This window comes from Polynucleobacter sp. IMCC 29146 (assembly GCF_021395195.1).
Taxonomy (GTDB): domain Bacteria; phylum Pseudomonadota; class Gammaproteobacteria; order Burkholderiales; family Burkholderiaceae; genus Polynucleobacter.
On the sequence record NZ_JAJVCR010000007.1, the window covers coordinates 115,339 to 139,577 of the forward strand.

18 protein-coding genes and 1 pseudogene are annotated in these 24,239 nt (G+C 40.5%); 7 read left to right on the forward strand and 12 right to left on the reverse strand.

The features are described 5' to 3' along the window. Positions 1 to 2 precede the first annotated feature (2 nt). Positions 3 to 1,211, forward strand: coding sequence for a hypothetical protein (locus LZT22_RS09705; protein WP_233924975.1), 1,209 nt, complete (start codon positions 3 to 5; stop codon positions 1,209 to 1,211). Here the strand turns inward: LZT22_RS09705 and LZT22_RS09710 are convergent. The 7 genes from LZT22_RS09710 to LZT22_RS09740 are packed head-to-tail and all read right to left on the reverse strand — an operon-like array spanning position 1,198 to position 10,817. Beyond that, positions 1,198 to 3,195, reverse strand: coding sequence for an acyltransferase family protein (locus tag LZT22_RS09710; protein ID WP_233924976.1), 1,998 nt, complete (start codon positions 3,193 to 3,195; stop codon positions 1,198 to 1,200). The genes LZT22_RS09705 and LZT22_RS09710 overlap by 14 nt on opposite strands. An 11-nt stretch (positions 3,196 to 3,206) precedes the next feature. Then, positions 3,207 to 3,950: an SDR family NAD(P)-dependent oxidoreductase gene (locus LZT22_RS09715; protein WP_233924977.1), complete on the reverse strand. Its 744-nt coding sequence runs from the start codon at positions 3,948 to 3,950 to the stop codon at positions 3,207 to 3,209. A gap of 33 nt (positions 3,951 to 3,983) precedes the next feature. Beyond that, positions 3,984 to 4,391: a hypothetical protein gene (locus tag LZT22_RS09720; RefSeq protein WP_233924978.1), complete on the reverse strand. Its 408-nt coding sequence runs from the start codon at positions 4,389 to 4,391 to the stop codon at positions 3,984 to 3,986. Then, positions 4,391 to 5,803 (reverse strand): GMC oxidoreductase, encoded by a 1,413-nt coding sequence (locus LZT22_RS09725; protein WP_233924979.1) that lies wholly within the window; start codon positions 5,801 to 5,803, stop codon positions 4,391 to 4,393. Before LZT22_RS09725 ends, LZT22_RS09720 begins: the two co-directional genes overlap by 1 nt. Before the next feature lie 41 nt (positions 5,804 to 5,844). Then, positions 5,845 to 7,146: an FAD-binding oxidoreductase gene (locus LZT22_RS09730; RefSeq protein ID WP_233924980.1), complete on the reverse strand. Its 1,302-nt coding sequence runs from the start codon at positions 7,144 to 7,146 to the stop codon at positions 5,845 to 5,847. After that, positions 7,146 to 8,582 carry a UbiA family prenyltransferase gene (locus tag LZT22_RS09735; RefSeq protein ID WP_233924981.1) on the reverse strand — a complete coding sequence of 479 codons (1,437 nt, stop codon included), beginning with the start codon at positions 8,580 to 8,582 and terminating at the stop codon, positions 7,146 to 7,148. The genes LZT22_RS09730 and LZT22_RS09735 overlap by 1 nt, the downstream gene beginning before the upstream one ends. Before the next feature lie 57 nt (positions 8,583 to 8,639). Continuing rightward, positions 8,640 to 10,817 (reverse strand): DUF6311 domain-containing protein, encoded by a 2,178-nt coding sequence (locus tag LZT22_RS09740; RefSeq protein ID WP_233924982.1) that lies wholly within the window; start codon positions 10,815 to 10,817, stop codon positions 8,640 to 8,642. Positions 10,818 to 10,975: 158 nt separating this feature from the next. Here LZT22_RS09740 and LZT22_RS09745 point away from each other — a divergent pair, with 158 nt between their 5' ends. Then, complete coding sequence (locus tag LZT22_RS09745; RefSeq protein ID WP_233924983.1) at positions 10,976 to 11,920, forward strand: glycosyltransferase; 945 nt, start codon at positions 10,976 to 10,978, stop codon at positions 11,918 to 11,920. Next, positions 11,921 to 12,877 carry a glycosyltransferase family 2 protein gene (locus tag LZT22_RS09750; RefSeq protein ID WP_233924984.1) on the forward strand — a complete coding sequence of 319 codons (957 nt, stop codon included), beginning with the start codon at positions 11,921 to 11,923 and terminating at the stop codon, positions 12,875 to 12,877. A 45-nt stretch (positions 12,878 to 12,922) separates the two neighbouring features. On the opposite strand, the gene LZT22_RS09755 is transcribed toward LZT22_RS09750, so the two are convergent. Together LZT22_RS09755 and LZT22_RS09760 are read right to left on the reverse strand one after the other, a co-directional pair. Continuing rightward, on the reverse strand, positions 12,923 to 13,846 hold the full coding sequence (locus LZT22_RS09755) for a transferrin-binding protein-like solute binding protein (protein WP_233924985.1): 924 nt from the start codon (positions 13,844 to 13,846) through the stop codon (positions 12,923 to 12,925). Between the two features lie 21 nt (positions 13,847 to 13,867). After that, positions 13,868 to 14,764 (reverse strand): transferrin-binding protein-like solute binding protein, encoded by an 897-nt coding sequence (locus LZT22_RS09760; RefSeq protein ID WP_233924986.1) that lies wholly within the window; start codon positions 14,762 to 14,764, stop codon positions 13,868 to 13,870. A gap of 174 nt (positions 14,765 to 14,938) precedes the next feature. On the opposite strand from LZT22_RS09760, the pseudogene LZT22_RS09765 reads away from it, so the two are divergent. Then, a pseudogene (locus LZT22_RS09765) lies at positions 14,939 to 17,095 on the forward strand (DUF6311 domain-containing protein). A gap of 70 nt (positions 17,096 to 17,165) precedes the next feature. Here LZT22_RS09765 and LZT22_RS09770 read toward each other — a convergent pair. Genes LZT22_RS09770 through LZT22_RS09780 form a run of 3 tightly spaced genes read right to left on the reverse strand, consistent with a single transcriptional unit; the run spans position 17,166 to position 20,174 of the window. Next, on the reverse strand, positions 17,166 to 17,975 hold the full coding sequence (locus LZT22_RS09770) for a glycosyltransferase (RefSeq protein WP_233924987.1): 810 nt from the start codon (positions 17,973 to 17,975) through the stop codon (positions 17,166 to 17,168). After that, positions 17,959 to 19,212, reverse strand: a complete 1,254-nt coding sequence (locus LZT22_RS09775) for a glycosyltransferase (protein ID WP_233924988.1) — start codon at positions 19,210 to 19,212, stop codon at positions 17,959 to 17,961. The genes LZT22_RS09770 and LZT22_RS09775 overlap by 17 nt, the downstream gene beginning before the upstream one ends. After that, positions 19,209 to 20,174, reverse strand: coding sequence for a glycosyltransferase family 2 protein (locus LZT22_RS09780; RefSeq protein ID WP_233924989.1), 966 nt, complete (start codon positions 20,172 to 20,174; stop codon positions 19,209 to 19,211). The genes LZT22_RS09775 and LZT22_RS09780 overlap by 4 nt, the downstream gene beginning before the upstream one ends. A 153-nt stretch (positions 20,175 to 20,327) precedes the next feature. On the opposite strand from LZT22_RS09780, the gene LZT22_RS09785 reads away from it, so the two are divergent. From LZT22_RS09785 to LZT22_RS09795, 3 genes are read left to right on the forward strand one after another with little or no spacing between them, the layout of a single operon-like run. Next, on the forward strand, positions 20,328 to 22,127 hold the full coding sequence (locus LZT22_RS09785; protein WP_233924990.1) for an ABC transporter ATP-binding protein: 1,800 nt from the start codon (positions 20,328 to 20,330) through the stop codon (positions 22,125 to 22,127). Continuing rightward, positions 22,111 to 23,118, forward strand: a complete 1,008-nt coding sequence (locus tag LZT22_RS09790; RefSeq protein WP_233924991.1) for a hypothetical protein — start codon at positions 22,111 to 22,113, stop codon at positions 23,116 to 23,118. Before LZT22_RS09785 ends, LZT22_RS09790 begins: the two co-directional genes overlap by 17 nt. Before the next feature lie 3 nt (positions 23,119 to 23,121). Next, entirely contained in the window at positions 23,122 to 24,117 is a 996-nt protein-coding gene (locus LZT22_RS09795) for a hypothetical protein (protein WP_233924992.1), read from the forward strand. The last annotated feature ends 122 nt before the right edge of the window (positions 24,118 to 24,239 follow it).

Below are 24,239 nucleotides of genomic sequence, written 5' to 3' on the forward strand. Positions count from 1 at the left end.
CTATGCCCGCTAAAAGTAAAAAAATCTTTTTTTGGGGATTCTTAATTACCTTTCAAGTATTAATTTTATATCTTGCTTTGGTGATTGCTGACTTTGTTCTGCAGAAATATATTTCGTTCCAAAATGAAGCTATAGTGAGCGAGGCGAAAGAGATTGAAAGAAAACGGATTACAGAAGAAGATCATCCTCAGCGTAGGCTTGCTATCAAAGAAGGCTTCAAGCCCCTTTTTTATCCTGAAACCGTCGATATTTATCCTCCCCTCCGTCGTTTAGCCCTAAGTCTGGGCGCTGCGCCATTAGCACCCCAACCAAATTCGCGACTATATTTTTGCAATGAAGGGTATGGGCTCATTACCTATAACACCGACCGTTTTGGATTTCGCAATCAAGATACTGCTTGGGATAAAAATATTGATATTCTTTTAATAGGGGACTCATTTACACATGGGGCTTGTGTAAATGAAAAAGACTCTATAGCTAAACTACTTGCGCCAAAGAAAAATGTACTTAATCTTGGCTCTTATGGTAACCATGCCATTCATTATGCGGCAATTGAAAAGATATTTATTCCAGCTCTCAGGCCCAAAAAAGCTATACTTATTTTTTATGCTAATGACAATGAGGATGCCGATCAAAATTCAATCTATTTTGATCAATACTTTCAAAAAAAATTTAGTTATTTTGATGCCTTAGACATAACTCACCTTAGCTTAAATCCCAAGATCATTAAATTCTACAGTGAAGCCGACTCTATTATTGCTGGGCTATTAAATGGAGAAAGCTCTCCCGAAGAATACCTAGCAAAAACTTCTGGAAATGATTTAGTCAGTAAAGTTACAAAATATCTTTACCTTCCCACCATAAGAAAATCGATTCAAAGCTATTTTAAGAATTCAGATTTAAATCGAAAACTTCCATTTTCGTCAAAATTGGCCATCGATACATTATATGAAATGTGCAAAATAAATGGTTGCGAACCAATTATTGCGTATATTCCGAATAGTGAGTTCTGGAGGGCTGACGTACGATCGCCACAATATCAAAAATTATTAGAAATTTATTCTAAAGAATTGGGGATCATTTTCATTGATACCTCTGCAACGCTAGACTTGCTTGGGCAGACAGCTTATGCAATTAAAGGGCCACATCTCTCACCAAAAGGAAACAAAGCTGTAGCAGAACAAATTTCTAAAATTATCATGGTCCAGTGATGCTTTTAATTAGGCTTGTTTTTGCCAGATAATCAGAAGCAGTAGGAGAGAGATGATGTGAGTCAAAATAAGTTATTCCCATTTTGACATCATCACCGATATAAACTAAGCATCCATCTGTAGTACAAAAAGCCTCAATCACATCAATAAATTCAATAGTGACGTTTTTATCAAGGCTTTTTTTAAATAGAGTGCTTCTTATTTCTTGATTTTCCTGCATTACACTCATTATTAAACCTGTATTTGTATATCTTGGAATTCCCGCCACTTGCTTTCTTAAAAGTAAAGTTGGTAGTGCATCGGACCACTCTGGGCTTTGACCAACAAAAATAATCTTTTTCACGCCAAAAGTACTTAGCTTCCGAACTAAATCGTCAATTTTTTCTTTATTCCACTTAATGCTCTGGGCAAGAACAACTACTTCTGGGCGTACTTCTTGGATCATTTTTAATGCAATAAAATTGGAGCGTTCGCAATATTTTTCTTGCGAATCTTCAAGTTGGCTGGGGTTAGGAAGACACCCTGAACTTGCTACCTGCATGAGCCGCCAATCTTTTGGCAAATTCTTTTCTAAGCCATAAGTCAACATCTGTGCATGCGAGTCGCCCCATAAAAAAAAGGTGTGTATATTTTTACTGGGCAATTCTGCATTAGCTGAAAGACACTTTTTATCCAAATGATCTTTAGGAATAGTTGTCTTTTTTTCAGCTTGATAAAAATCACATGCTTCACTGTACTTATAATAAGCATTTACATTTTTCATCATCTGCGCTTGAAAATCAGGGCCTAAATAATGTTTGCTGCCCTCAAACCGAAAGCCAATTCCACCTAGCTGCTCAGTCTGGTAACCCACTCCACCAATCAGAATCATCACCAAGAGGAGTCCGCAGGTTTTTACCTTTAAGTAGTGTCCGTAGCGTAATGGTTTTTCAATTACAAGGTTAGTTAGCCAGGCTAGCCCAACCGATAAAACTAAAGTGATGAGCCTAGTTCTTCCAGATGCAGCCAGATCATCCTGAGTGATCCTCAGGAAAGCCAATATGATCCAATGCCACAGATACAGTGGATAACTTATTTGACCTAGCCACACCAGCACTCGGTTCGATAAAATATTACGATTAAGCCAAGCACTCGGGCCTGAAAAAATAAGTAGGGTAGCGCCTAGAGTTGGTAATAGAGCCCACCATCCAGGATATGGCTTAGCGCTGGAAATAAATATAAAACTCAGTGTAAGCAGCGCAATGCCTAAAAGTGAGGCAACTTGGTATTTATTGTTAATTCCCAGATCTTGATTACTTATCGCTGTTCTCGTGCGCCTTTTTTGAAAACTCACATAGGCTAATCCACCGCCAAGCAATAATTCCCAAAAACGTACTTGCGGCATATAGAAGGCAACCGTGCTTTGTAAAAAATAGATTGAATAAATATTCCATACAAACGAGGCAAAGCCTAAACCAAAAGTTGCGATTAATAAGTTAATACGCAATTTCCAAGCAAGCCACAAGAAAATTGGCCAAACAATGTAAAACTGTTCCTCTACCCCCAAGGACCAAAGATGTAGATAGGGCTTTAATTCCGCTGTAGAATCAAAATAGCCGCTCTCGCTAGCTAAAACCCAATTTTGTATAAATGCTGCGCTTGCAAAGGTATGAGTGCCTAATTGGGAAAATTCATCTACGAATAAATAAAACCAGCCAAATAGATATCCAGCCACCAAAACAACTATTAGCGCTGGAAATATTCTACGAATGCGGCGGGCATAAAAATCAAGCAGGCTAAAGGTATTTTGCTCAAGAGCGGCATACAGAATCGATGAAATTAAATACCCTGAAATCACAAAGAAAATATCGACGCCTACAAACCCACCAGAAAATACTTTGGGGAAAGCGTGAAAGAAAAGCACGGCGACTACTGCAAGCGCTCGAAGTCCGTCAATATCAGGACGATAGGGTAATGTATGAACCACTGAACTACTTTGATTCATATTAATTTTAATTAAATATTGAGTTTATTAAAAATAACGGCGGGTATATGCCGCACAATTAACATGATCAACTGCCATTTTTTCGGGGCATAGATGACTGCTTGTCCCTTTTCAATACCATGGACGATATCTTGAGCTACCGAATCAGCTGAGGCACATTTAAGGCCATTTTCCCTTAACTTTGCAGTCATCGCGGTAGCAGTAGGTCCAGGCTTGATTAAGGATACCCGAATACCTGTAGCTGCAAAGCGGTGCTGCATACCCTCTGCATAACGTGCAACCAAGCCTTTAGCAGCACCATATACATAATTTGATTTACGGCCCCGATCACCGGCTACAGATCCAATGATCGCTATTTTGCCGCTTACCTGCCCTTGCATTGCATTGGCAAAGGCTTCGGCAAATAAACAAGGTGATACGCCATTAATTGCTAAGGTGTCATTACTAAGTATTAAATCATTTTCACAATCCAGCTGGTCTGGTAATGTGCCCTGCGCGATTAAAACAATGTCGATTGGACCTGCTTTAGCGATTACACGAACCATATCGCTAATAGCGCTGGGATCAATAAAATTACAGGCAATTGACTCTACTGAAGATTCTGGACTGCGCACTAATAGATCGGCTACCAGCGGTTTAGCACGCTCTAAATCCCTAACTACGAGCATCAAATTTGCTGGCTCAGTCTTGATCCAAATACGGGCACATTCGATTGCAATGCCCGAGGTGGCACCAACGATAACGATTTTTTTCATTTCAATTCTTTATAAAGTGCCGATTAATGCGAACTAAAACCATTCCTTCACTTTACCAACCCATTTATTCCAACGAGTAGACCAATCTTTACTGGATTCTTTTGGAGGCTCTGTGGGTGCAGAAGCAGAAGGAGTAATAGGGGCTTCAGTTTTAATAGGCTGATCTGGCTTTTTTTGGGCCTTTTTCTCTTCCTGTAATTTTGTTTTTTTTGCTTCTACCTCGAGAAGTTCAGCTCTATCTTCCAAATTAATTACCCAGCCGGCATTATAGGAAACAGTGCCGTCTAATTTAGGGGCTATGGCTGTAGCAGATGGGGTAATAACTTCCTTGCTTACAGCTTTTGTCGTCTGAGCAAAAGCAGATTGGCCAAGCCAAGGCACCAAATAGGCCGCCCCAGAACCAGCCAAAAGCTTAAGAAGGGAACGGCGGGTAATCGTCATTAGGTACCCTTCTTTAACTCTGCTACTAAGTGGTCACCTAAACGCATACCCAGTGCAGCAATAGTCCATGTGGGGTTCGCATAGCCTACCGTAGGAAAAAGACTGCTGCCATTAAGGTATAAGTTTTGGTAACTCCAAACACGCCCTGTATGATCACACACACTTTCTTTTGGTGAAGTGCCAAAGCGGGTAATGCCGCTGGGATGGGCCCAACCCCAGGGCTTTAAGAAAATAGCATCATTGTCAACAGTAGTCACGCCGAGTTTATTCTTTAGAAAGTGCTCAGAAAGCATCCGTGTAGTGGTATCAAGTGACATTAAGTCGCGCGCTCCAAAAACACAATAGATCTTTAGCTTATGCAAACCTGCCGCATTTTTATCGGCAATAATTTCAATGCGGTTATCAGCATTAGGGAGTTGCTCGGTACGAGCGTAGAGAGTATAAAGTTCTAATTTTTTACGCCACTTTTTTTGATAAAAATCTTGTACCGCCTCTTCGTTGGGGCTTAAAGGTCGTATGGCTGATATTGTTAATGAAACAGAGGCATTAAGTAATTTCAATTTTGTTTTGTAGTCGGCACCAATAATATAGGCTGGCAACCATTTTTTATAATTTACCTGTGCCCATGTCGGTTTACGCACCACGATAGGGTCAATAAAGCCCTCTCCTACAGCGATATGAGGATGGGCCATGAGCGTCTTCCCTACTAGGCCAAATTCATTGCCGACTGCCACCCGACGATTAGCAGCAGGCTGCAACAAAATTTGCGCATTCCCTAAGCCTCCTGCGCCTAACACTATCTTAGTATTTTTTTTCACGCTAGCGAAATGTACTGTGCCTTCTACCGAATACCATATCCCGTTAATGAAACTACCCGAATCATCACAAGTAAATTTAATCACATTGTGCTTAACTCGTAATTCAACATTCTTATTGTTCAAGAGGGGCTTAGCATCGGCATAGGCTAGGGCTGGATCCATAATAATGTACGGCCGATCAACAAATTCCTGCGCAATATTATATTTAGTCAAATTGGCTACTGATGGGTCTTCTCCCATTACTGGCGCCGAAATTCGATAATACTTTTCTAGTTCATCAATTCCTAAGGGCCACTTTGGGCGCCCATCGATGCCGATTAGGTCCCAGTTTTCTAGGGGGGCAGAAAACCCATTCCAAACCCGCGAAGCTCCACCATACTGTCGCAACCAATGGCCACCCCAATGGTGGTTAATGTAATGGCCCCGCTCATCGCTAAAAGTGAGATTATTACCAAACGGCGTTAGCTCATAATCACCGCCCTCGAGCACCAAAATACGTGCATTGGTCTTGAGTAGCGGTAACAGTACCGTTTGGGTTGCAATACTGGTTCCGATGACAATTACATCGGCATCAAAGGTTTTAACTGGTTCCATAAAAAGCTATTTTATCGGATTTCTCGACCCTAAGAATCAACTCAGGCTAAGCCTAAACGCTTCGATTGCAAAGAGGCAAACTTACCAATGGCATGATAGTGCTCTCGAACTGCTTCAAAGTCCTGCCAGTTGGGATAACTGGTTTTAAATGTAGTCTCGCTCATACGAGCGTCTTTTGCTAAATACAGTCTGCCTCCATATTGGAGTACGAGGTGATCTAATTGGTCCATTAGAGCGAAAATGGGCTCAGTAACCTTAAAGTCTAAAGCCAAGGTATAACCTTCAATCGGGAATGAAAGATAGTTGGCATTTTTCTTGCCAAAGGTTTTAAGCACTGCCAAAAAAGAGCCTTGGCCTGATGCGGCAATTGTTTTTAAAATTTGGCGCAAACCCTCGCGCCCTGCTGAGGTAGGAATCACAAACTGGTACTGCATAAAACCTGCTTTGCCGTACAGCTTATTCCATTGCAAAATTTGATCGAGTGGATAAAAGTAACTTTCAAATGACCTGCGTCTAGTACTAACGCCATTTTGTGCTTTAGCATAGTAGAGGGCATTAAATGCCTTGATAGAAAATGGGTTCAAGAGGCTGCTGGGTGCATCGACTGGCATCGTCAGCGGATTTTTATCAGCAACAGTCAAAGGTCCATCTTCGCCGTGTTCACCGACCATTAATAATGAACGTCCTAGATTCTCACCTTGGGCTAGGCAGTCGATCCATGCAACGGTATAGGTACTGGCACCAAACTGCTCAAACCCATCTAAGACTGCATCAAGATTGGCAGCTTTGATGGTGGTTTCGATAATCTCACTCGACTTAATCGGTATCAAGCGAAAGGACGCTGAGAGAATCGTTCCGGTAAGTCCCATCCCCCCGCACGTAGCATGAAACAAGGCCGTGTTCTCAGTAGGAGAAACCTGAACGATCTCGCCGTTACCCAATAGTAATTGCAGCGAAATCACATGCTGGCCAAAAGTACCATCTAGGTGGTGATTCTTTCCATGGACATCACTAGCAATCGCCCCGCCAACGGTGACAAAACGCGTGCCTGGAGAAACTGGGATAAACCAACCTTTTGGCACAAAGACCTTAAGAATCTCAAATAGCGAAACGCCTGCATCGCAACTTAAAACGCCACTAACAGAATCAAAAGAATGGAAAAACTGTAAGTTGGTGGTTTCTAACACCCGGCTAGCTAAACTACTATCACCATAAGCTCGACCTAAGCCTCTGGGGATGAGCAAGCCATCACTTTTAACTAGTTCACTTGCTTGTGCTAAATCTCGCGTGAGGATAACTTCCGCATCTATCTTTGGATAACGACCCCACCCAGAAATTTGCATTACAAGGACGCAAGGATAAAAATTAAAACGAAGCAAGCGGCCACAATCCAACTAGTGCGATCTTTAATCGCAAAAATAATCGGGTCATCCGTCATATTGCCGCGGTGAGTAATTACCCAAGTACGCGATACCCAATACAAAAGCAAAGGACAAGCTAACCAAATAATTTGAGGGGTACGATAAAGTACCGCTGTGTAGCTGTCTTGAATATAAAACGCTAACACCAAAATCGATAAATACCCTGCTGCCACACCCATCATCGAAACCACCTCTAAATCATCTGCTGCATAACCCCGCCCTGCCAATTTTCCTGCAAAACCTTGTGCCTGCACCGTCTTTAACTCACTAAAGCGCTTAACAAACGCTAGGCTCAAAAAAAGGAACATCGAGAAAGTTAACAGCCAGAATGACACCGGCACTGAAACTGCAACCGCACCAGCCAAAATCCGAATAGTGTAAAGGCCGGCCAACACCAAAACATCCAAAATAGCATAACGTTTAAGCGCAAAAGAATAAGCAACAGTTATCAAGAAATAGGCTGCTAGTACTGAGGTGAAAGTACTTGGTAAGAAAGAGATTGCCAATATAAAAGAAAGCAACAATAGACCTGGCCAAAGCATCCAACCTGTAAGTAGACTTAAGTGGCCTGCAGCAAATGGTCTAAAACGCTTTCGCGGATGAATACGATCATTAGAAATATCAACTAAGTCATTCAATAGATAAACTGCAGACGCACAGAAACAAAAGGCGAGAAATGCAATGAATGCCTGAGCCCAGCCAAGTGGATTAGCGAGTTGGTGTGCTGCAAGTAAAGGCACAAAAATTAAGCAATTTTTCACCCACTGATAAATACGCATCTCTTTAAGAAGTGCGCCAACCCAGCTAGGCTTCTCTGCTGTAAATACTTCGCCTAGGTTACCGTGAGACGCTACCGTCGCTATTAGTGCTTCTGAATTACTAACCACATGAGCTCGTTTAGCGCTATGCCAAACGACAAAATCTGCCGCTTCGTTGCCAATATAGTCAAAGCCTTGTCCGCCAAATTGCTGCACCAACAAATCACGCTTACGCTCTGACTTCAAGTTCACCTCTTCAGTACTAGCAAACACCCCAGTAAAGATTCCGAGGTGCTTGGCAACACTATCTGCCAATGAGTGATTACTAGCCGTTGCCAAATATATCGGTACACCTAACTTAGCCCGCTCACCCAACCAAGTTAACAAGGCTTGGTTATAGGGCAATAAGGCAGGGTCCAAAGAAAAATGCTTAGCTAATTGGGCTTTTAAGTAGGGGCGACCTTTAAATAGCCAAGATATCAATCTACCAAAGGCAAACGGCTTACTTGCAAGAAATTGATTAGCTGACTCAAATAACAAGTCAGTTTTAATTAAAGTCCCATCTAGGTCAACGATAATGGGCTCAGCTTGGGACGCCATATAAATTATTCTTTCAAATCAGCACTTTGTCATGATAAAGGACAATGAGTTCTAAGTTTAACGAAACACAGCGCTAATTGCGCCTATCCCTAGCTGACGGTCATCGTCACCCATACCCAAAGCTTTAGGGCTTGCTGGGCTCTGAATTTTCAACTCTAATTTAAAAAACTCGTCCTTTAATACTGATGTGGAAATCGGAACCTCGATTAAATTGCTTGCAAAGTCCTTAAGCTCAAAATGCTTAACCAAAGTGCCATTAATATATACGTCACCCTGTTGAATGGGATGCTTTTCATTGACAAATGCCCTTACCGTCAAATTGATCATTCTTGGATTGCCTGCAGGCAAAGGCAGCAATAGTGAGGCCGAAGCTCCATCCGACCAGGTACCCCACGCTTCACCATAGGGGGCCCAACCTTCGAGTAGAAATTCGCGTCGCCCAAATGCTTTTTGTGAGAATTCTATTTTTTCCCCAATTTTAGTTATTGGAGCTAAACGCTGTAGCTCTAATTCTCGGGGAATCGGCGAGCAAGAAGGGCATTTTTTCCACCCTGGCGCCAAAACGTTATATCCGTCAATCCGCACTAAAACATCTTTTTCACGATCAAATTGAATAGGTGTTGGGTTATTTTTCCATAAATCAATTACAAATAAAACACTATTATCTAGGGGGCCGCTCCTTAATGCACGGTTAACACTTTCATTTGCCTGCCTTAATTTAAGTTCATCAAAACGCGCCAAAAATACTGAATTGGTTCCCATTGCATGTTGTGCTGCAAAACTAGCAAAAACTTGCCAATCTTCAGATTGATTTTGCACTGGATAACGTTCAAGTTTCTTATACTGAGTACCAAAATCATTCCAGACTGGATTTACTAAAGGACTTTGAGAGTTTGGGTAGCGCTCATGAACTAGGCTATATCGAATTGGTCGCCAACCAGCGCTAGTATCGACAATTTGGATTATGCAAAGTACACCAAGCAAGATAATAGCTAAATTTTTACTAAAATTTTTCTGGATATAGTTAATTATTAAAAGCAAGATGAAGTAAAAAACGGGCCAAAACATTCTCCCAGAAGCTCTCAATAGACTCGCAGCAGAAATAATTGGTTCCGGCAAAGGAAAAACATATTGCCATGTACCGATTGCGACAACATTAGTAATAGCAAAAATAGTCAGAAAAATAAAAATCGCGTAAAGAAAGGGGTATTTTTTAAAACCCAAAGAAACTTCACCATTTAACTTATGAGAAGCTTCAATTGAGCTAAAAATTATCCTACGTACATAATCTAAAAAAATAAATACTAGTCCAATTAATGCGCCTAGGCCTAGATAATTAAAGCCATTACTAAAATCAATTTGCATCGCAATATTGGGAAGAATATAAGACCACTCACGCGCATCAAATAATGCAAGCAGATTAAAACGGAAAGTTCCATAACCCCCGGCTTTGCCTGACCCAGACTCCACAGAAAAATATCCTGCTTGCCATAATGTAAGTAGTAAAGCAAAAGAAACAATGCCTATTTCTACTAGTAAATTCTTAATAGATAATTTTTTCCTAATAAAAAATATATCTAAGATGCTAGCGACCCACAAGACTAATACCATTACTAACAAATAAAAATGTACTAGCGCTGCTACAAAGATGAGCAATGCCCAATAAAAAATTCTGTTTTTTTGACTTGGACGTAAATTTAAGTAAAGCGCTGCCAAGATCAGAAAATGACTGGCAAGAGAAGTCCAAAGCCCCACTCTCGCTAACATAGGTGGCGCAAAAAGAAAAAGTCCAAGACCAAAAAACTTTAGCCAATTTGACTCTGAAATTAAGCCCAATAACTTCCAAGCAAACCAAGCCTGCAAAACAAAACAAAGTAAGGTCCATAAACCAAAATACTGAAATGGTTGAGATAAAAAATAGCTCAGTGATTTAAAGAGAATGGCAAATAGAGGCAATGAATCTGAAAAAACAATGGAATTACTAAAGCTCAAGCCATTATGGGGATTTAGTCCGATTGGGAATGTCCATGGACCTTCTCGAAACAATGCCCAACCCAAATAATGCTGAGCAGGGTCCAAGTTACCACCAAGCCATTGAATATTCCTGCTATCTAAAATAAAAGGGCCAGCTACCAAAAAAAAGGCTAGAAGACCAAACCCAATGGGCAAAAAATTAGAGGTCAAAATATTAAAACGAGGAATTACTTCTTCAGAGTTTTCCTGCCGATTTGACATCTTTTAATAAGCCCACTCTATGCGCGTTAAATTAATCTAGTGATTATCCTGAATTCTATGCATAATTTAAAGGAAATATGCTTAAAATACAAAATCTTAGATAAATTTCTTTTTCCCTCAACTACCGCCTAACTCAATCACAGACAATTTTCGATTTTATGCAATTGCGGCCCTTGGTATCAATCATCTCCCCCTTCTATAACGAAGGACTTGGCGTATTGAAATTTAAAGAGGCCATCACTAATGTCTTGAATTCTCTTCCAGAGTATGAATTTGAAATTCTTTGTGTGGATGATGGCAGTATTGATAACACGCTCAGTCAATTAATTGAGATATCTGAGATAGACCATCGGTTTAGAATCATTGAATTATCCCGTAATTTTGGCAAAGAAGCAGCCATGACTGCCGGAATTAATGAAGCTAAAGGGGATTGCGTTATTCCCATTGATGCTGATTTGCAAGATCCACCTGCCTTAATAGGAAAAATGCTTCTTGCATGGCAACAAGGAAATGAGGTCATTTTAGCGAAAAGAATAGATCGCTCTACTGACTCTTTTGCCAAACGAAAAACTGCTCAGCTTTTTTATCGTTTACATAATGTGGTGTCGAATTTACAAATTCCAGAAGATGTGGGAGATTTTCGCCTGATGGACCGGGTAGTAGTAGATGCCCTAAAAAAACTGCCTGAGCGCCAACGATTTATGAAGGGTCTATTTGCTTGGGTTGGCTTTAAAACCATAACCGTTGAGTATGTCCGGAATGCCCGCTCAACTGGAATAACTAAATTTTCAGGGTGGCGGCTATGGAATTTTGCAATTGAAGGTATTACCAGTTTTAGCCTTGTGCCCTTAAAGGTATGGACTTATATTGGTCTATTTGGTTCAGTATTTGCTATTTTTTATGCTACCTTTATTATCATTCGCACTTGGATTTTTGGCATTGATTTACCGGGATATGCATCCTTATTGGTGGTAATGCTATTTTTTGGCAGCCTGCAATTAATGAGTCTTGGCATTATTGGTGAGTATATAGGTCGAATTTATTTTGAATCTAAGCAGCGTCCCATCTACCTTATAAAAAAACAACATCAATTTAAAAAATAGATGGCGAATAATAACGATCATTCACCCCCCTATAAATTGAGCATTGTCATTCCTTGCTTTAATGAAGCGAGGCACCTTGCGCAATTTATTGAGCAACTTAAAATTAGGATCCAAGAGTTAACCCTTAATTATGAAATATTAATAGTTAATGATGGGAGTAGAGATAATACTCGTGAGATCGCCCTCTCCTTAATTAATAATGGTTATATACGTTATATAGAATTTTCTCGAAATTTTGGTAAAGAATCAGCGCTGATGGCTGGCATTAACCTCGCAGATGGTGATGCTGTGCTTCTCATAGACGCAGATTTTCAGCACCCCTTAAATAAAATTATTGAAATGGAAATACTATGGAAAAATGGCTACGACATGGTATATGGCGTAATCATAAATAGGGTAAAAGAGTCTTGGTGGAAAAAACTTGGAACTAGAATTTTTTATAGCCTCATGAACTCTGCAGAAGTTGTAATCCCAGCAAATGCAGGTGATTTTAGATGGCTTGATAGACGGGTTGTTGATGCTCTCAAACGGTTGCCGGAAAGAAACCGTTTCATGAAAGGGCTTTATGCTTGGGTTGGATTTAAATCAATCGCACTCCCATTTGAACCAAATGAACGCAGATCAGGCAGCTCAAACTTCGGAATAAGCCGACTTTCTCGTCTAGCCCTTACTGGCTTAGCCTCTTTTAGTAGCATTCCACTTCAATTATGGATTGCCACAGGTATTTTGATTTCTGGACTAGCAGTTATTTATGGCTTTTATGTGGTGATTGATACTTTTATTTATGGAAATTCCGTTAGCGGTTGGCCCACCTTAACCGTCGCTATTATGTTTTTTTCGGGTATTCAATTGTTATCGATTGGTATCGTCGGAGAATATATAGGACAGATTTTTAATGAGGTAAAACAACGGCCCCTTTATCTTATTGCAGATGATATTTCTTCAGAAAAAAAGTAAAAATTATTAAATACCTTCAGCCGGTAAGGGGAAAAACTCTTAGGTTTATCGCTTTCCTCCAAAGCTACCAACCATGGTTCCAATTCCAGCACCGTAAAGAGAATATGTGCCACCAATTTCATTCAGGCCTGAACCATAAAATTTTCCATTCATCTTTCCAGTCATGCCACTGGTACTAGTTACAGTTCCTGTAAAATTATTAGTGCCGGTTACATAAGTCATAACGCCCGTTAGCTGTAAATCGGTATTGCCGTTTATCTTTCCATTCGGTGCCCCCTGAATGTTGGTGCTGGATGTCGTGAAATTCAAAGTCCGATTGTCAAAAGTTGAAGTAATTATCATATTGGCATTGGTGATATAAGAAAATTTATTTGTGTCAACATAGTAGCCAGTAGAGCCACCGGTATAATTTAAAGATCCTACGGCGGGAATAAGGCTTGCTACCGAAGCAGACCCATCACTTATTGCATAAGAACTTCCAGTTGCATTCCCATAGGACCCCCAGACACCAAAGGCTTGGTAGTCAAAGGAATAGGTAAAGGGATTGGCAAAAAGCCCAATAATTGTTTGCGCTTTATTCAGAGTGGTAGTATTTTTTGTAAAGAAACTACTTTGCAACGTGTCGCCAAGTACTGCACTAAAAACAGCAGAATTTCCAGATGATGCTGTAGGACTAATCAAGGTAAAGTTATTACTGGCATCTCTAGTAAAAGTAGCTGAACCGCTAGAATCTGACTGAGTAATATTTCCGACTAAATCAATGGAAGATGAAGACCCCTCGGTCATGACAACCGGCACATCTTCAGTTGTAACTGACCAAGAAGTAAAGGCTGTAATCGTAGGCGAACTTGGGGAACTAGTGGATGAGATAGAGGTGGTACTCGAACTACTGCCCCCTCCGCAAGCACTCAAAAAAAATGCGCCAATGGCAACGATGAAATACTTATTTCTTAAGTTTATTTGCCTCATTAGTTTAATTCTATATTTTTTTTATCGCTTGCCGCCAAAGCCTCCTACCATTGTGCCAACACCTGCGCCATAAAGCGCAAACGTACCCCCGAGCTCATTAATTCCAGGCCCATAAAATTCTCCGTTTATTTTACCGCTCATACCGTTGGAAGAGGTAACAGTGCCTGTAAAATAATTTGTGCCAGTAACGTAAGTCAGTGTACCCGTAAGATCTAAATTTGCAAATGAAAGTGCGTTACCACTCGGGGCGCCTAGGATCCCAGAATTTGATGTTGCGAATGTCAAGGTTTGTAAATCATAACTAAGAATAACCGTCATTGTTGCGTTCGTAACATAAGAGTTCTTACTTGCATCAACAAAATACCCAGTTGAGCCTCCAACAAACGCTATGCCTCCTACAATTGGAATTGCACTTACTGGGGAGGCCGACCCATCACTCAAAGCAAAAGAACTTCCCGTAGCTTTGCCATAGGGTCCCCAAGCGCCATAGGTTTGATAGTTAAAAGCATAATAAGTTGGGTTTAGAAAAGCTCCTATCGTAGTCTGTGCCTTATTCGAGGTGGTGGTAATAGCACCATCAAAAGTACTCTGTAAAGTATCGCCAAGTGCAGTACTGAATAGAGCGGAATTATCGGTAGATGCTGTTGCGCTAATGAGGGTAAAGTTATTACTAGCGTCTCTAGTAAAAGTGCCCGATCCGCTAGACAGTGACTGCGTAATATTCCCAACAAGATCAACAGAAGATGAAAATCCTCCCGACATTGCAACGGGTACATTTGGGGTTGTAGCCGTCCAGGATGTAAAAGATGCAACCGTTGACGTACTGGGGGTACTGCTTGTTGAACTACTCGAACTACCGCCACTGCCATCGCAGGAAATTAAAAAAATTGAAATTATTAGTATTAAGAGGTTTCTCATCTTTTTCTCCTTATTTTCGCCCTATGTAAATAGGCATTACAAAACTGGCTATACCCTCGAGATTACTTGATAGTATTGTACCCCCCCCCTCGGGTACACTTGTAAAGTATATATAAATTTGATTTAGTATTTTCAATATAACAATGATTGCCCTTACTTTGGTATCTATATTACGTGATATTTTTTAATAAAAATACTCCGCTCATTCCCTTATTTTTTGGCATTGTATTTTTTTATCTCATAGTTGGGCTTGGGCCCCTTGATCCATCTAATTTAAGCTGGATTTTTGGTAGATTTGACCCTCCTCAGCACTATTTGGGGTGGGTCTTTTATCGTTATGCGCCATGGACTTTTCCAATTGGCTTGAGCCCGAATTTTGGAATGGACATAAGCAGTTCGATTGTATATACCGACTCGCTTCCATTAATGGCCATTTTTTTTAAATTATTCGCACCAATATTACCTCAGGTATTTCAGTATTTTGGTATTTGGCTATAAGTTTGTTTTCTGCTACAAGCCTGGTTTTCTTGGAAAATTATTTCTCTCATCTCCAATAATTTCTGGTTAAATTTTTTTGGCACTGGACTATTATCTTTTTCACCGCCAATGTTTTGGAGGTTATATACCCCCTCAGGAACGCAGGCAAGTTTAGTAGCCCATTTTTTAATCTTAGCCGCCCTATTTTTGCTACTAAGAAAATCAGAAGAAAGACGTATTTTTTATTGGTCCCTATTGCTTTCTGTTGCCGCACTAACGCATTTCTATTTATTTGCCATAGTTAGCTTTTTATGGATATCTGACTTACTAGATCGTTCAATTAGTCAAAAAGTGATGCCCTATCGAAAGCTTTTTTATGAGTTATTTTTAGTTAGTGCGGTGTTATTACTATGTACTTGGCAAGTTGGCTATTTCTCAATTATGGGCTCTTCAGGTATCGATTCAGGATATGGCTTCTTCAAGCTTAATGTCTTGGGTCCAATTGACCCGAGTGGCTGGTCTTATTTATTGCCGAATATTCCCATACCCACATCATGGGGAGAGGGATTTAATTATCTAGGTTTAGGGGCAATTTTAGTTATTGCGATCGCTTGCATATTATTAATATTCTTTTTAAAACCTAAATCTAAAGCACTTGCTCAGAAAAGTAATGTTATTCAGCTTTTTATTGATCATCGTTTTTTATGTATTTGTTTAGTTTTTTTATACCTCGATGCCATTACTAATAATATTGGAATTGGTGCGCGGGTTTTCAGTTTTGAACTCCCATTATTTCTAAGTTCTCCCTTGCATATTTTGCGCTCATCTGCTCGCCTGTGGTGGCCTATTCATTATTGCCTTATTATTTTTTCAATTTACCTTATTTGCAAAGTCAGCTCCACCCGTATTGCAATTGTCATATTAGCAGGAGCCCTAGTATTGCAAGTAGTCGATACAAAACAGGGATGGGCACTAGTTCACAAAGAACTTGCACAAGATACTTATGCGGGAATTTTCGCTCCAGACTTAAAAAATCCATTTTGGCAATCAGCTGCCCAACATTATAAAAAAATTACTCGCATACCGGCGATGACGCAAAGCTCGAAATGGGTTCAATTTGCATGGCTGGCATCAGAATATGGCATGAAAACAAATTCTGTATATTTTGCTAGGGTAGACAATCGTAAAATAGCGAAAGCTAATCAAGCTCTAAAAGAAGTGATTGCGCAAGGTGAATATGATCCTAACGCGCTCTATGTTTTTGAAGATCGCTTCCTCATTCCCATTTTGGCAACCCGGGGGCCAAACGATATAATCGCTAAGGTAGATGGTTTTTTAATCCTAGCGCCTGGCTGGAAAACCTGCAAATCATGTGTCCCAGTAGCGCCCGAGGATTGGATAAATAATGATCAACTACCAAATCCTAGTAATAATGCGATTGGCTTTTCAAATCAAAAAAAGGATAAAGACTTACTTTTTTATTTAGAAAATGGCTGGAGTTGGCAAGAGGATTGGGGAACGTGGTCTGATGGTAAAGCTGCCACGTTCAATATACCTTGGCCTAAAAAAAATCCCCACTCAATTACGCTTAATTTCAAGACATTTCTTGACCCCAATAAACATCCGAGTCAAACAATTGATATCTGGATTAATGGGATCTTTGATCGCCAAATAGAGATTCGACAATATGAAAATAACTTTTTGACGCTGCCGCTATCCAAAAAAATAATAGAGGATCCATACCTCAAGCTGGAATTTAGATTTAAAAATCCAGTAGTACCAAATGACTTGGTACCCGAGAATAAAGATAAACGAACGCTTGGAATTGGGTTGATCTCAGCGCAATTTAAATAGCCGAACGTAACTCATTGTATTCTGATTATCAAAGCATGGATATACAGCTTTAATCTCTTGCAAATCCATCTTAAGTCACAATAACGCTATTTTTACTAATAGCATACGATGAAATCGTCGCATACCTTACTTCAGAGCCTTTTAAGCTGTAAATTCCATGGCCATTAAAGTCAATGCCAGCCTGAACTAAATCCGCATCTTCATTTGCATCTAAATATTCACGCAAAGTTTTAGTGAACATGCCTGGACCAGTCAAACTGAGAATTGCATTCTTAGGTACAGCAAATGATTTCCCTTTAAAGAAGGGGTAATATTCGCAAATATTTTCTAACAGTATGCGTAAAAATGCATGCTCCTTGGCAAACCCCATGCCCCACTGCAAAACATATTTTTCGGGGTGAAGCATTCTTCGCATAGCATTCGGCTTGGGTATCACCACACAATCATGCGCTTCATACGAAATCAATCCTGTCGCGTTTGCACTACATAATGTTGTAATCGATACCGAGCAGCCTTTACTGATATCAAAATAAAAGCCACCACGCTCAAAAAGAATGCAGTAACGAAAAATGTCGGCCAACATGGGTCCAAACTTAGCACCTTTAAAGATTGAGTAGATGGGATGTTTTCCCCACACCTCTTCCATATAATTTTCTAAGCGTTCTTTAGCGAAAAATTGGAACTGTAGATCCGGATTTAAAGCGCGAAATTGTTGAATTTCAGCAAAATGGGTTTTGCCAAAATAATTGACTTCCCAAGTTTGATAAACGACAGGCGGAATTTTTAGTAATGAAGAAGGGCTTTTTGCCTCACAATCTTCAAGCGTCTGCATTGGCGTCTCGCCAATTAACTTCCATTTTTTCTTAATTGCTGTCAGCATTCTGATCAATCGCTTGTTGATAAACCGCTTGGTATTGCTTAGCTATAACAGGGTAACTGAAGAAGTCTACCGCCCTTTGTCGTGCTGCATAACGAAGCTTAGCAGAGTCTTGCTGATTCTCTAATATCCACTGAATGCCAAAGGCTAGCTCTTCTGTATCAAAAGGCTTAGCTAAATATCCCGTGACTTTATGATCAACCACGTCCACCAAGCCTGTACTAGCAAATGCTGCAACAGGTAAGCCACAAGCCAATGCCTCACTCGCCGTTTGTCCAAATGACTCTTGCCGTGAAGGTACAACCATCACATCGGCTGCACTGTAAAGTAATTGCAGTAAAGCATCGTCCTGAACATGACCAAAATAATGACTCGGAATCCCATAGGGGTTAATCTCGCCTTCCGGAGCCTCTTGCCCAAATACTAATAACTGCAAATCCGGAATAGAAGACTTGAGAGCTGCCAAGGCTTGCAGGAGCAAGTCAAAGCCTTTACGGGGATCAGCCTTGCCGCCTAGAGCACCAAACAAAAGCATTGGCACATCAATCGGTAAGCCTAATTTTTGTCGGGCATATACCAGTTTTAGGGGTTGCCATTGCTCGGTATCAATTGGATTTGCAATTGGCGTAACCGGCCAACCCTTCATGAGCGCACTCTCAGAAATGCACTGCGCCAACCAACGGCTCGGTGTCACCATCTGAATGGGCTTAGTCCAATACTGTTGCTTACGCAGCCAAGCCCAACGATTTAAATCCAGTCCTGATTCATTTGAAGGTCGATTCAAGGCGTGATAGCCATCTCGCCAACGCATCTTTTCTGAGTAATGCTCGGTGCCGCTAAAGCCCCACATATCATGCATGGTCCAAATGAGAGGCTTGGTAATTTGGCTAATGTCTTTAATGGACATCATTTCACCATTAATCCAATGTAAATGAGCGACATCAAAATTCGAATTATTAATCTCCTGTGCCACATCTGTTGGCATCACAGCTAAGGAGTGATATTCGGGCGGCGAAGTACGCAAAGTCTTAGCCAAGATCTGCGCAAAACCCGAATTAAATTTGTTTCTAAACTTTGCTAGTGTGCCCTTAGGTTCTTGAATGGTCGCATCCTGTAGCACTTTTTGATTGACTCGCAAAATCGAATCAATACCTTGCTCGCGTACAGCACGGTGGATACGATAGGCCGCGCGCGCCGCGCCGCCAACCGTATCTGAATGATTTAAAGCCATTACTTTCATGCTGACTCACCCTTACCCAGCAAGTGTTGCATGATTTTTTTTAAAGGGCGTAATTGACGTCTTAGATAACCCCACCAATGGATGCCATGAATTCGCTTAAACATGAGGCGATCGACCTGCCAATCTGCCTGCAAGTGCTGGGGGTGAATCAATGGAAAAGATAGGTCGCTTGGAATCGATTCGACTAAACAGGCAGGTTTTGTAGCAGAGGTATGGGTAGCCTCCATGCCATAACCTAAATTTTCGGTTAAGTTATTTGCAGGAATAATACTTTTCATGCCAGTAGACCAGCAGGCAAAGAGCCATTGGTAATCCCACGTATCTTGTTTGCCCTGATAAACACGGTCTAGGGCATCTTGCCAATAACGCATCAGTAAAGCATCACCATGAAACAGTTGCCGCATCTGACTGCTCGCAAGCCAACTGGGATACGTTGACATGGTGAGATCATATTTCTGCCAAGCACGTCGCCAGGTAGCCCAACCCCAAATGAGAGGTATGGCAGTGAGAAAATAACTTGCCAGATTATTTTGGCCAACGTTGTTTGGGCGCACTCTTTTTGAAACCAGATTGGATCCAGTAATCATGCCAATCGTTGGGTCGTCTCGATATCGCTCTAGCATCTCATCGCAAAAGGTGAAAAAGCTGGGCAACGGCAATACATCGTCTTCCAAAATAATGCCCTCGGTCTCGTTTTGAAAGAACCAATCAATGCCACTAGAAACACCGAGCTTACAACCCAGATTTTTATCGCGAAAAAGGGTTTGAACTTCACAAGGCCAATCGACTGCTGTAGCAATGCTGCGCGCCTGCGCACAACGTTCCTCTTCATCAGGCCTTCCAGAACGCGGCCCATCAGCAGATATATAGAGCTTAGGGGGCTTGGCTTGGCGAATAGCCGCAAAGACCTGGGCCGTGGTTTCTGGGCGATTAAAAATCAGAAATAGTACGGGGCTTTTCACAAAATACCCCAATGCAAGCCGGGAGGAAGTGATAAATGACGAGATTGAAGCCGCAGGTGCTGGAGGTAAACCAGTCTAAGGCGATAGAAATATGCTTTAAAATTAACCATTTATCGCTATTTTACCTTTTAGAGTCCACAGCGCCAATCTCAATTGACCTCAGCCGAAAAACTTCCTCAACTCCTTCTCCGCCTATGGGAGCACTTTAGCCCTAAGCGTAAGCAGCAATTTACTTGGCTACTGATTTTGATGGTCGTGGTTTCCTTTGCTGAGGTGGTGAGTCTTGGGGCGATCGTGCCCTTTTTAGCTGCCCTAACCAATCCCCAGCAAGTATTTGAGTTGCCCTTGGCGCAACCCTTCATTCGTCTACTGAATCTACAGTCACAAAATGACCTGTTATTGCCATTAACTCTACTCTTTGGATTAACCGCAATTGTGGCAGGCGCGATGCGTCTAGTTTTACTCAAAGTGAGCCTACGACTTTCTTTTGCTACTGGTGCTGATATTGGCTATAGCATTTATCGTAAAACCTTATTTCAGCCCTACATCACTCACCTGTCGCGTAATACCAGTGAAATTATTGATGGGGTTACCGGCAAGACCACGATTGTTACAGACGGCATCATCATGTCAGCGCTCTATGTTTTGAGTTCGCTCATCATGCTGGTCTTAATGGTTACCGCCCTGTTGATCATTGCCCCAATTCCCTCTTTGGCGGCCTTTGCTATTTTTGGTTTGATGTATGTCATCACCATGAAAGTAACGCGCAAGAAGCTGATGAATAACAGCAAAGACATCACAACAGAATCGGCGCGAGTTATTAAATCTTTACAAGAAGGTCTTGGGGGTATCCGCGATATTTTGATCGATGGCTCGCAAGATGCCTATTGCCAGGTTTACCAAAAATCCGATGCCATTTTACGTAAAGCCTACGCAACCAGTTCATTTATTAGTATTAGCCCGCGCTTTGTCACTGAAGCCCTAGGGATGCTGCTGATTGCATTATTAGCCTTTGCCCTTTCTAAACAATCTAACTCGATTAATCAGGCTATTCCCATTGTTGGTGCCTTAGCGCTTGCTTCACAACGCTTACTGCCAGTCATGCAATTAGCCTATAGCGCCTGGACTGCAATTCTGAGAAATCAATTTTCACTTAAAGATACCTTAGACTTTTTAGATCAGCCTTTGCCTGAATATGCCGGTCAAATCCGCGTTCCGCCAATTCCATTCCAACATCAAATTGATTTAAAGCAGGTGTCTTTTCGTTATCGCGATAACTCGCCGCTCATTTTGGATCAACTCAGCCTTTCTATTCCAAAGGGTAGCCGCGTTGGATTTATTGGCACTACTGGCGCTGGCAAAAGCACCTTACTCGATATTTTAATGGCCCTGCTGCAACCGACTTCAGGCGAGCTAGTAATTGATAGTCAAACGATAGATGATGCTAATCACCGCGCTTGGCAAATGCATATTGCCCATGTGCCGCAAAGCATTTATCTTGCCGACTCTACGATTGCAGAAAATATTGCTTTTGGCGTTCCGTCTGATGAAATCGATCATACCCGAGTAAAAGAAGCCGCTCACAAAGCCCAAATGGCCGCAACTATTGAAGCCTTACCCCAAGGCTATCAAACCTTGGTGGGTGAGCGTGGCACCCGCCTCTCCGGTGGGCAACGCCAACGCATTGGTATTGCTAGGGCGCTCTATAAAAATGCAGATGTCCTGATATTAGATGAGGCTACCAGCGCACTCGATAATGAAACTGAAATTGCGGTAATGGACTCGATTCAGCACCTTGGACCAGATTACACCGTTCTTATCATTGCACACCGCTTAACTACACTCAAAGACTGTTCACTCATTGTGAAGTTGGATAAAGGGCGGATTGAGGCCGTGGGTAGCTATGAGGTGATAGCGGCGCCGTTAATAAAATTAAATGCCTCTACAAAATAATAATTTCCAAAATTTTGTTGCTAAGTATTGGCCAAATGAGCGCCTTAACGCCTTAGTATTATTTGGCAGTATTTTAATTAGCCTATTTTTGTTCTTTCACAATCCGTTTTTGCCAAATTTTTTTAGACCCGGTAGTGAAGATTGGTATATTAATTTTTCAGTAATGATATTTCATCCAAATGAGTCCTATTGGAATGAATCCATTCTGCTTCCCCTATTGGCTAAATTGCTGGGTGGGGCGCGCTCTCTTGAGTCTTATAAAATTTTATGCTCATTTATAACAATCTTAATTATTCCCCTTGTAACTTGGTGCGCTCTAGTCAAATTTAAAAGTATTCCAAAAACTCTAGTTTTTTTGTTAATTTTTGCTGTAAGCTTTCAATATTTTTCTAAATATGATTTAGGATACCCTGATCCGCTGACTATATTATTTTTAGTAACTGCTCCTTTTCAAAATAGAAGATATTTATTATTTTCCTGTATTTTCATGGCAGCTCTTTCCCACTTTTCTATAACACTAATAGCTGCATTTCAGTTTCTTGCTTTATTAGCTACCTATTACGGCATTAATAAAGTTGCAATTCAAAAATATATAATTCCTTTAATGGGAGGACTATTTGCGGCAAGAGTTTTTTTGGAGATATGGTACTTTATTTTTAAATATACCTCTCCATATGGCAGGATTGAATTCATCATTAATCATGGGCTGCAATTTTTCGAAGAGAGATATTTTGCTAACCCAAGTAATTTTTGGTTAATTCCAGGATTAAATTTTCTGCTGAGTTACTCTCTTTTTATAGTCTACTTCTCCATTAGAAAAAAGTTTTTATTTGTTTTAGCATTATTTTTTAATCTTGGATTAACCTATGCCATTCTATTTTTTACAGTAGATGGCTTTAGAATTTTTGCAACCATTAATGCGTGCTCTTATGTTTTTTTAATAATGATCTTTGTCACAAATTTAAGTCAAAAATATTTCCCAGAAAAATAAAAAATGTCTTCAAATAGATTAGTGGTTGGGATTATTTTTTCAATTACTCTCACGGCTTTGCTTTTGGCTTACGAAGCCAGCTTACTTCCAAAATCCATAGTGGGAGTTTACTTTCACGGCATTCCATCAGATGTAATGATGCAAACGCTCTCGATTCAGGACCTCTATGAACAACCGTTAAAAAGTTTGTGGTATCTACATATTCAACCCCCTATGTTTGATACCATTCGAGCTATCTTAGTGTCCTTTTTAGGGTCGGAAGACTTATTACTAAGCCAATATAGGGTAGACACTGCCATCTATTTTTTATGGGCGATAATATATGGTTTAACTTGTTTTTTAATATTCACCATAATAGGTACGCAAACTTCAACTATATATGGAATTTTTGCTACTCTTGGATTTTGTATTCATCCCGCATTTTTGTTGTATGCAACAACATTAGATTCAACTCTACTTTCAACGTTTTTAATTCTTAGTTTAATTTTTTTGCTATTAGAAATTGGTGACGGGCAAAAGATAAGCCCCTATCTAATATCAGCTTCTTTTTTAGCGCTTTTTTTTACACGCTCGATTTTTCAATGGCCCTGGGTATTCATTATTGGCTTATGTCTATATTTACTTAAATATCCCCCCCAGTATTTAAAAAAGTATTTTATTATTTGCATATGTATAGTGGCACTATTCATCATAAAACAATTTTTATTATTTCACCTTACAACTTCCAGCAGCTTCGCTGGCCTTAATTTATGTAGATCAATTGACGCATGTACAGGTCATTATATAGATGCTAAAAAAATAAACCATGCCGATCCGACTGCTAATTCATTAATGCGTGAATTCAAATCAAATAATGCAAAAAATTTTAATAATAGTATTTATTTAGAACTAAATAAAAAATATCTTGATGACTATAAAGAAAAATTATTTTCCATGTCAGCCAAAGAATTATTTGCAATTTATTTTAATAATTTAATAATTTACCTTCAACCCTGGTAATCCCCCCTTATTTAACCGAACCCAGAAGTAGGATTCATTAAGCAACCATGGCCAGTCGCTGTTTCGGGGTAATGCCGCCCAATGCCATGTTTGGACGTTGATAATTGTATTTATACATCCAT

Coding starts and splice junctions, on each gene's coding strand:
- LZT22_RS09705 (WP_233924975.1), top strand. CDS start 3: ATGCCCGCTAAAAGTAAAAAAATCTTTTTTTGGGGATTCTTAATTACC.
- LZT22_RS09710 (WP_233924976.1), bottom strand. CDS start 3,195: ATGAATCAAAGTAGTTCAGTGGTTCATACATTACCCTATCGTCCTGAT.
- LZT22_RS09715 (WP_233924977.1), bottom strand. CDS start 3,950: ATGAAAAAAATCGTTATCGTTGGTGCCACCTCGGGCATTGCAATCGAA.
- LZT22_RS09720 (WP_233924978.1), bottom strand. CDS start 4,391: ATGACGATTACCCGCCGTTCCCTTCTTAAGCTTTTGGCTGGTTCTGGG.
- LZT22_RS09725 (WP_233924979.1), bottom strand. CDS start 5,803: ATGGAACCAGTTAAAACCTTTGATGCCGATGTAATTGTCATCGGAACC.
- LZT22_RS09730 (WP_233924980.1), bottom strand. CDS start 7,146: ATGCAAATTTCTGGGTGGGGTCGTTATCCAAAGATAGATGCGGAAGTT.
- LZT22_RS09735 (WP_233924981.1), bottom strand. CDS start 8,582: ATGGCGTCCCAAGCTGAGCCCATTATCGTTGACCTAGATGGGACTTTA.
- LZT22_RS09740 (WP_233924982.1), bottom strand. CDS start 10,817: ATGTCAAATCGGCAGGAAAACTCTGAAGAAGTAATTCCTCGTTTTAAT.
- LZT22_RS09745 (WP_233924983.1), top strand. CDS start 10,976: ATGCAATTGCGGCCCTTGGTATCAATCATCTCCCCCTTCTATAACGAA.
- LZT22_RS09750 (WP_233924984.1), top strand. CDS start 11,921: ATGGCGAATAATAACGATCATTCACCCCCCTATAAATTGAGCATTGTC.
- LZT22_RS09755 (WP_233924985.1), bottom strand. CDS start 13,846: ATGAGGCAAATAAACTTAAGAAATAAGTATTTCATCGTTGCCATTGGC.
- LZT22_RS09760 (WP_233924986.1), bottom strand. CDS start 14,764: ATGAGAAACCTCTTAATACTAATAATTTCAATTTTTTTAATTTCCTGC.
- LZT22_RS09770 (WP_233924987.1), bottom strand. CDS start 17,975: ATGCTGACAGCAATTAAGAAAAAATGGAAGTTAATTGGCGAGACGCCA.
- LZT22_RS09775 (WP_233924988.1), bottom strand. CDS start 19,212: ATGAAAGTAATGGCTTTAAATCATTCAGATACGGTTGGCGGCGCGGCG.
- LZT22_RS09790 (WP_233924991.1), top strand. CDS start 22,111: ATGCCTCTACAAAATAATAATTTCCAAAATTTTGTTGCTAAGTATTGG.
- LZT22_RS09795 (WP_233924992.1), top strand. CDS start 23,122: ATGTCTTCAAATAGATTAGTGGTTGGGATTATTTTTTCAATTACTCTC.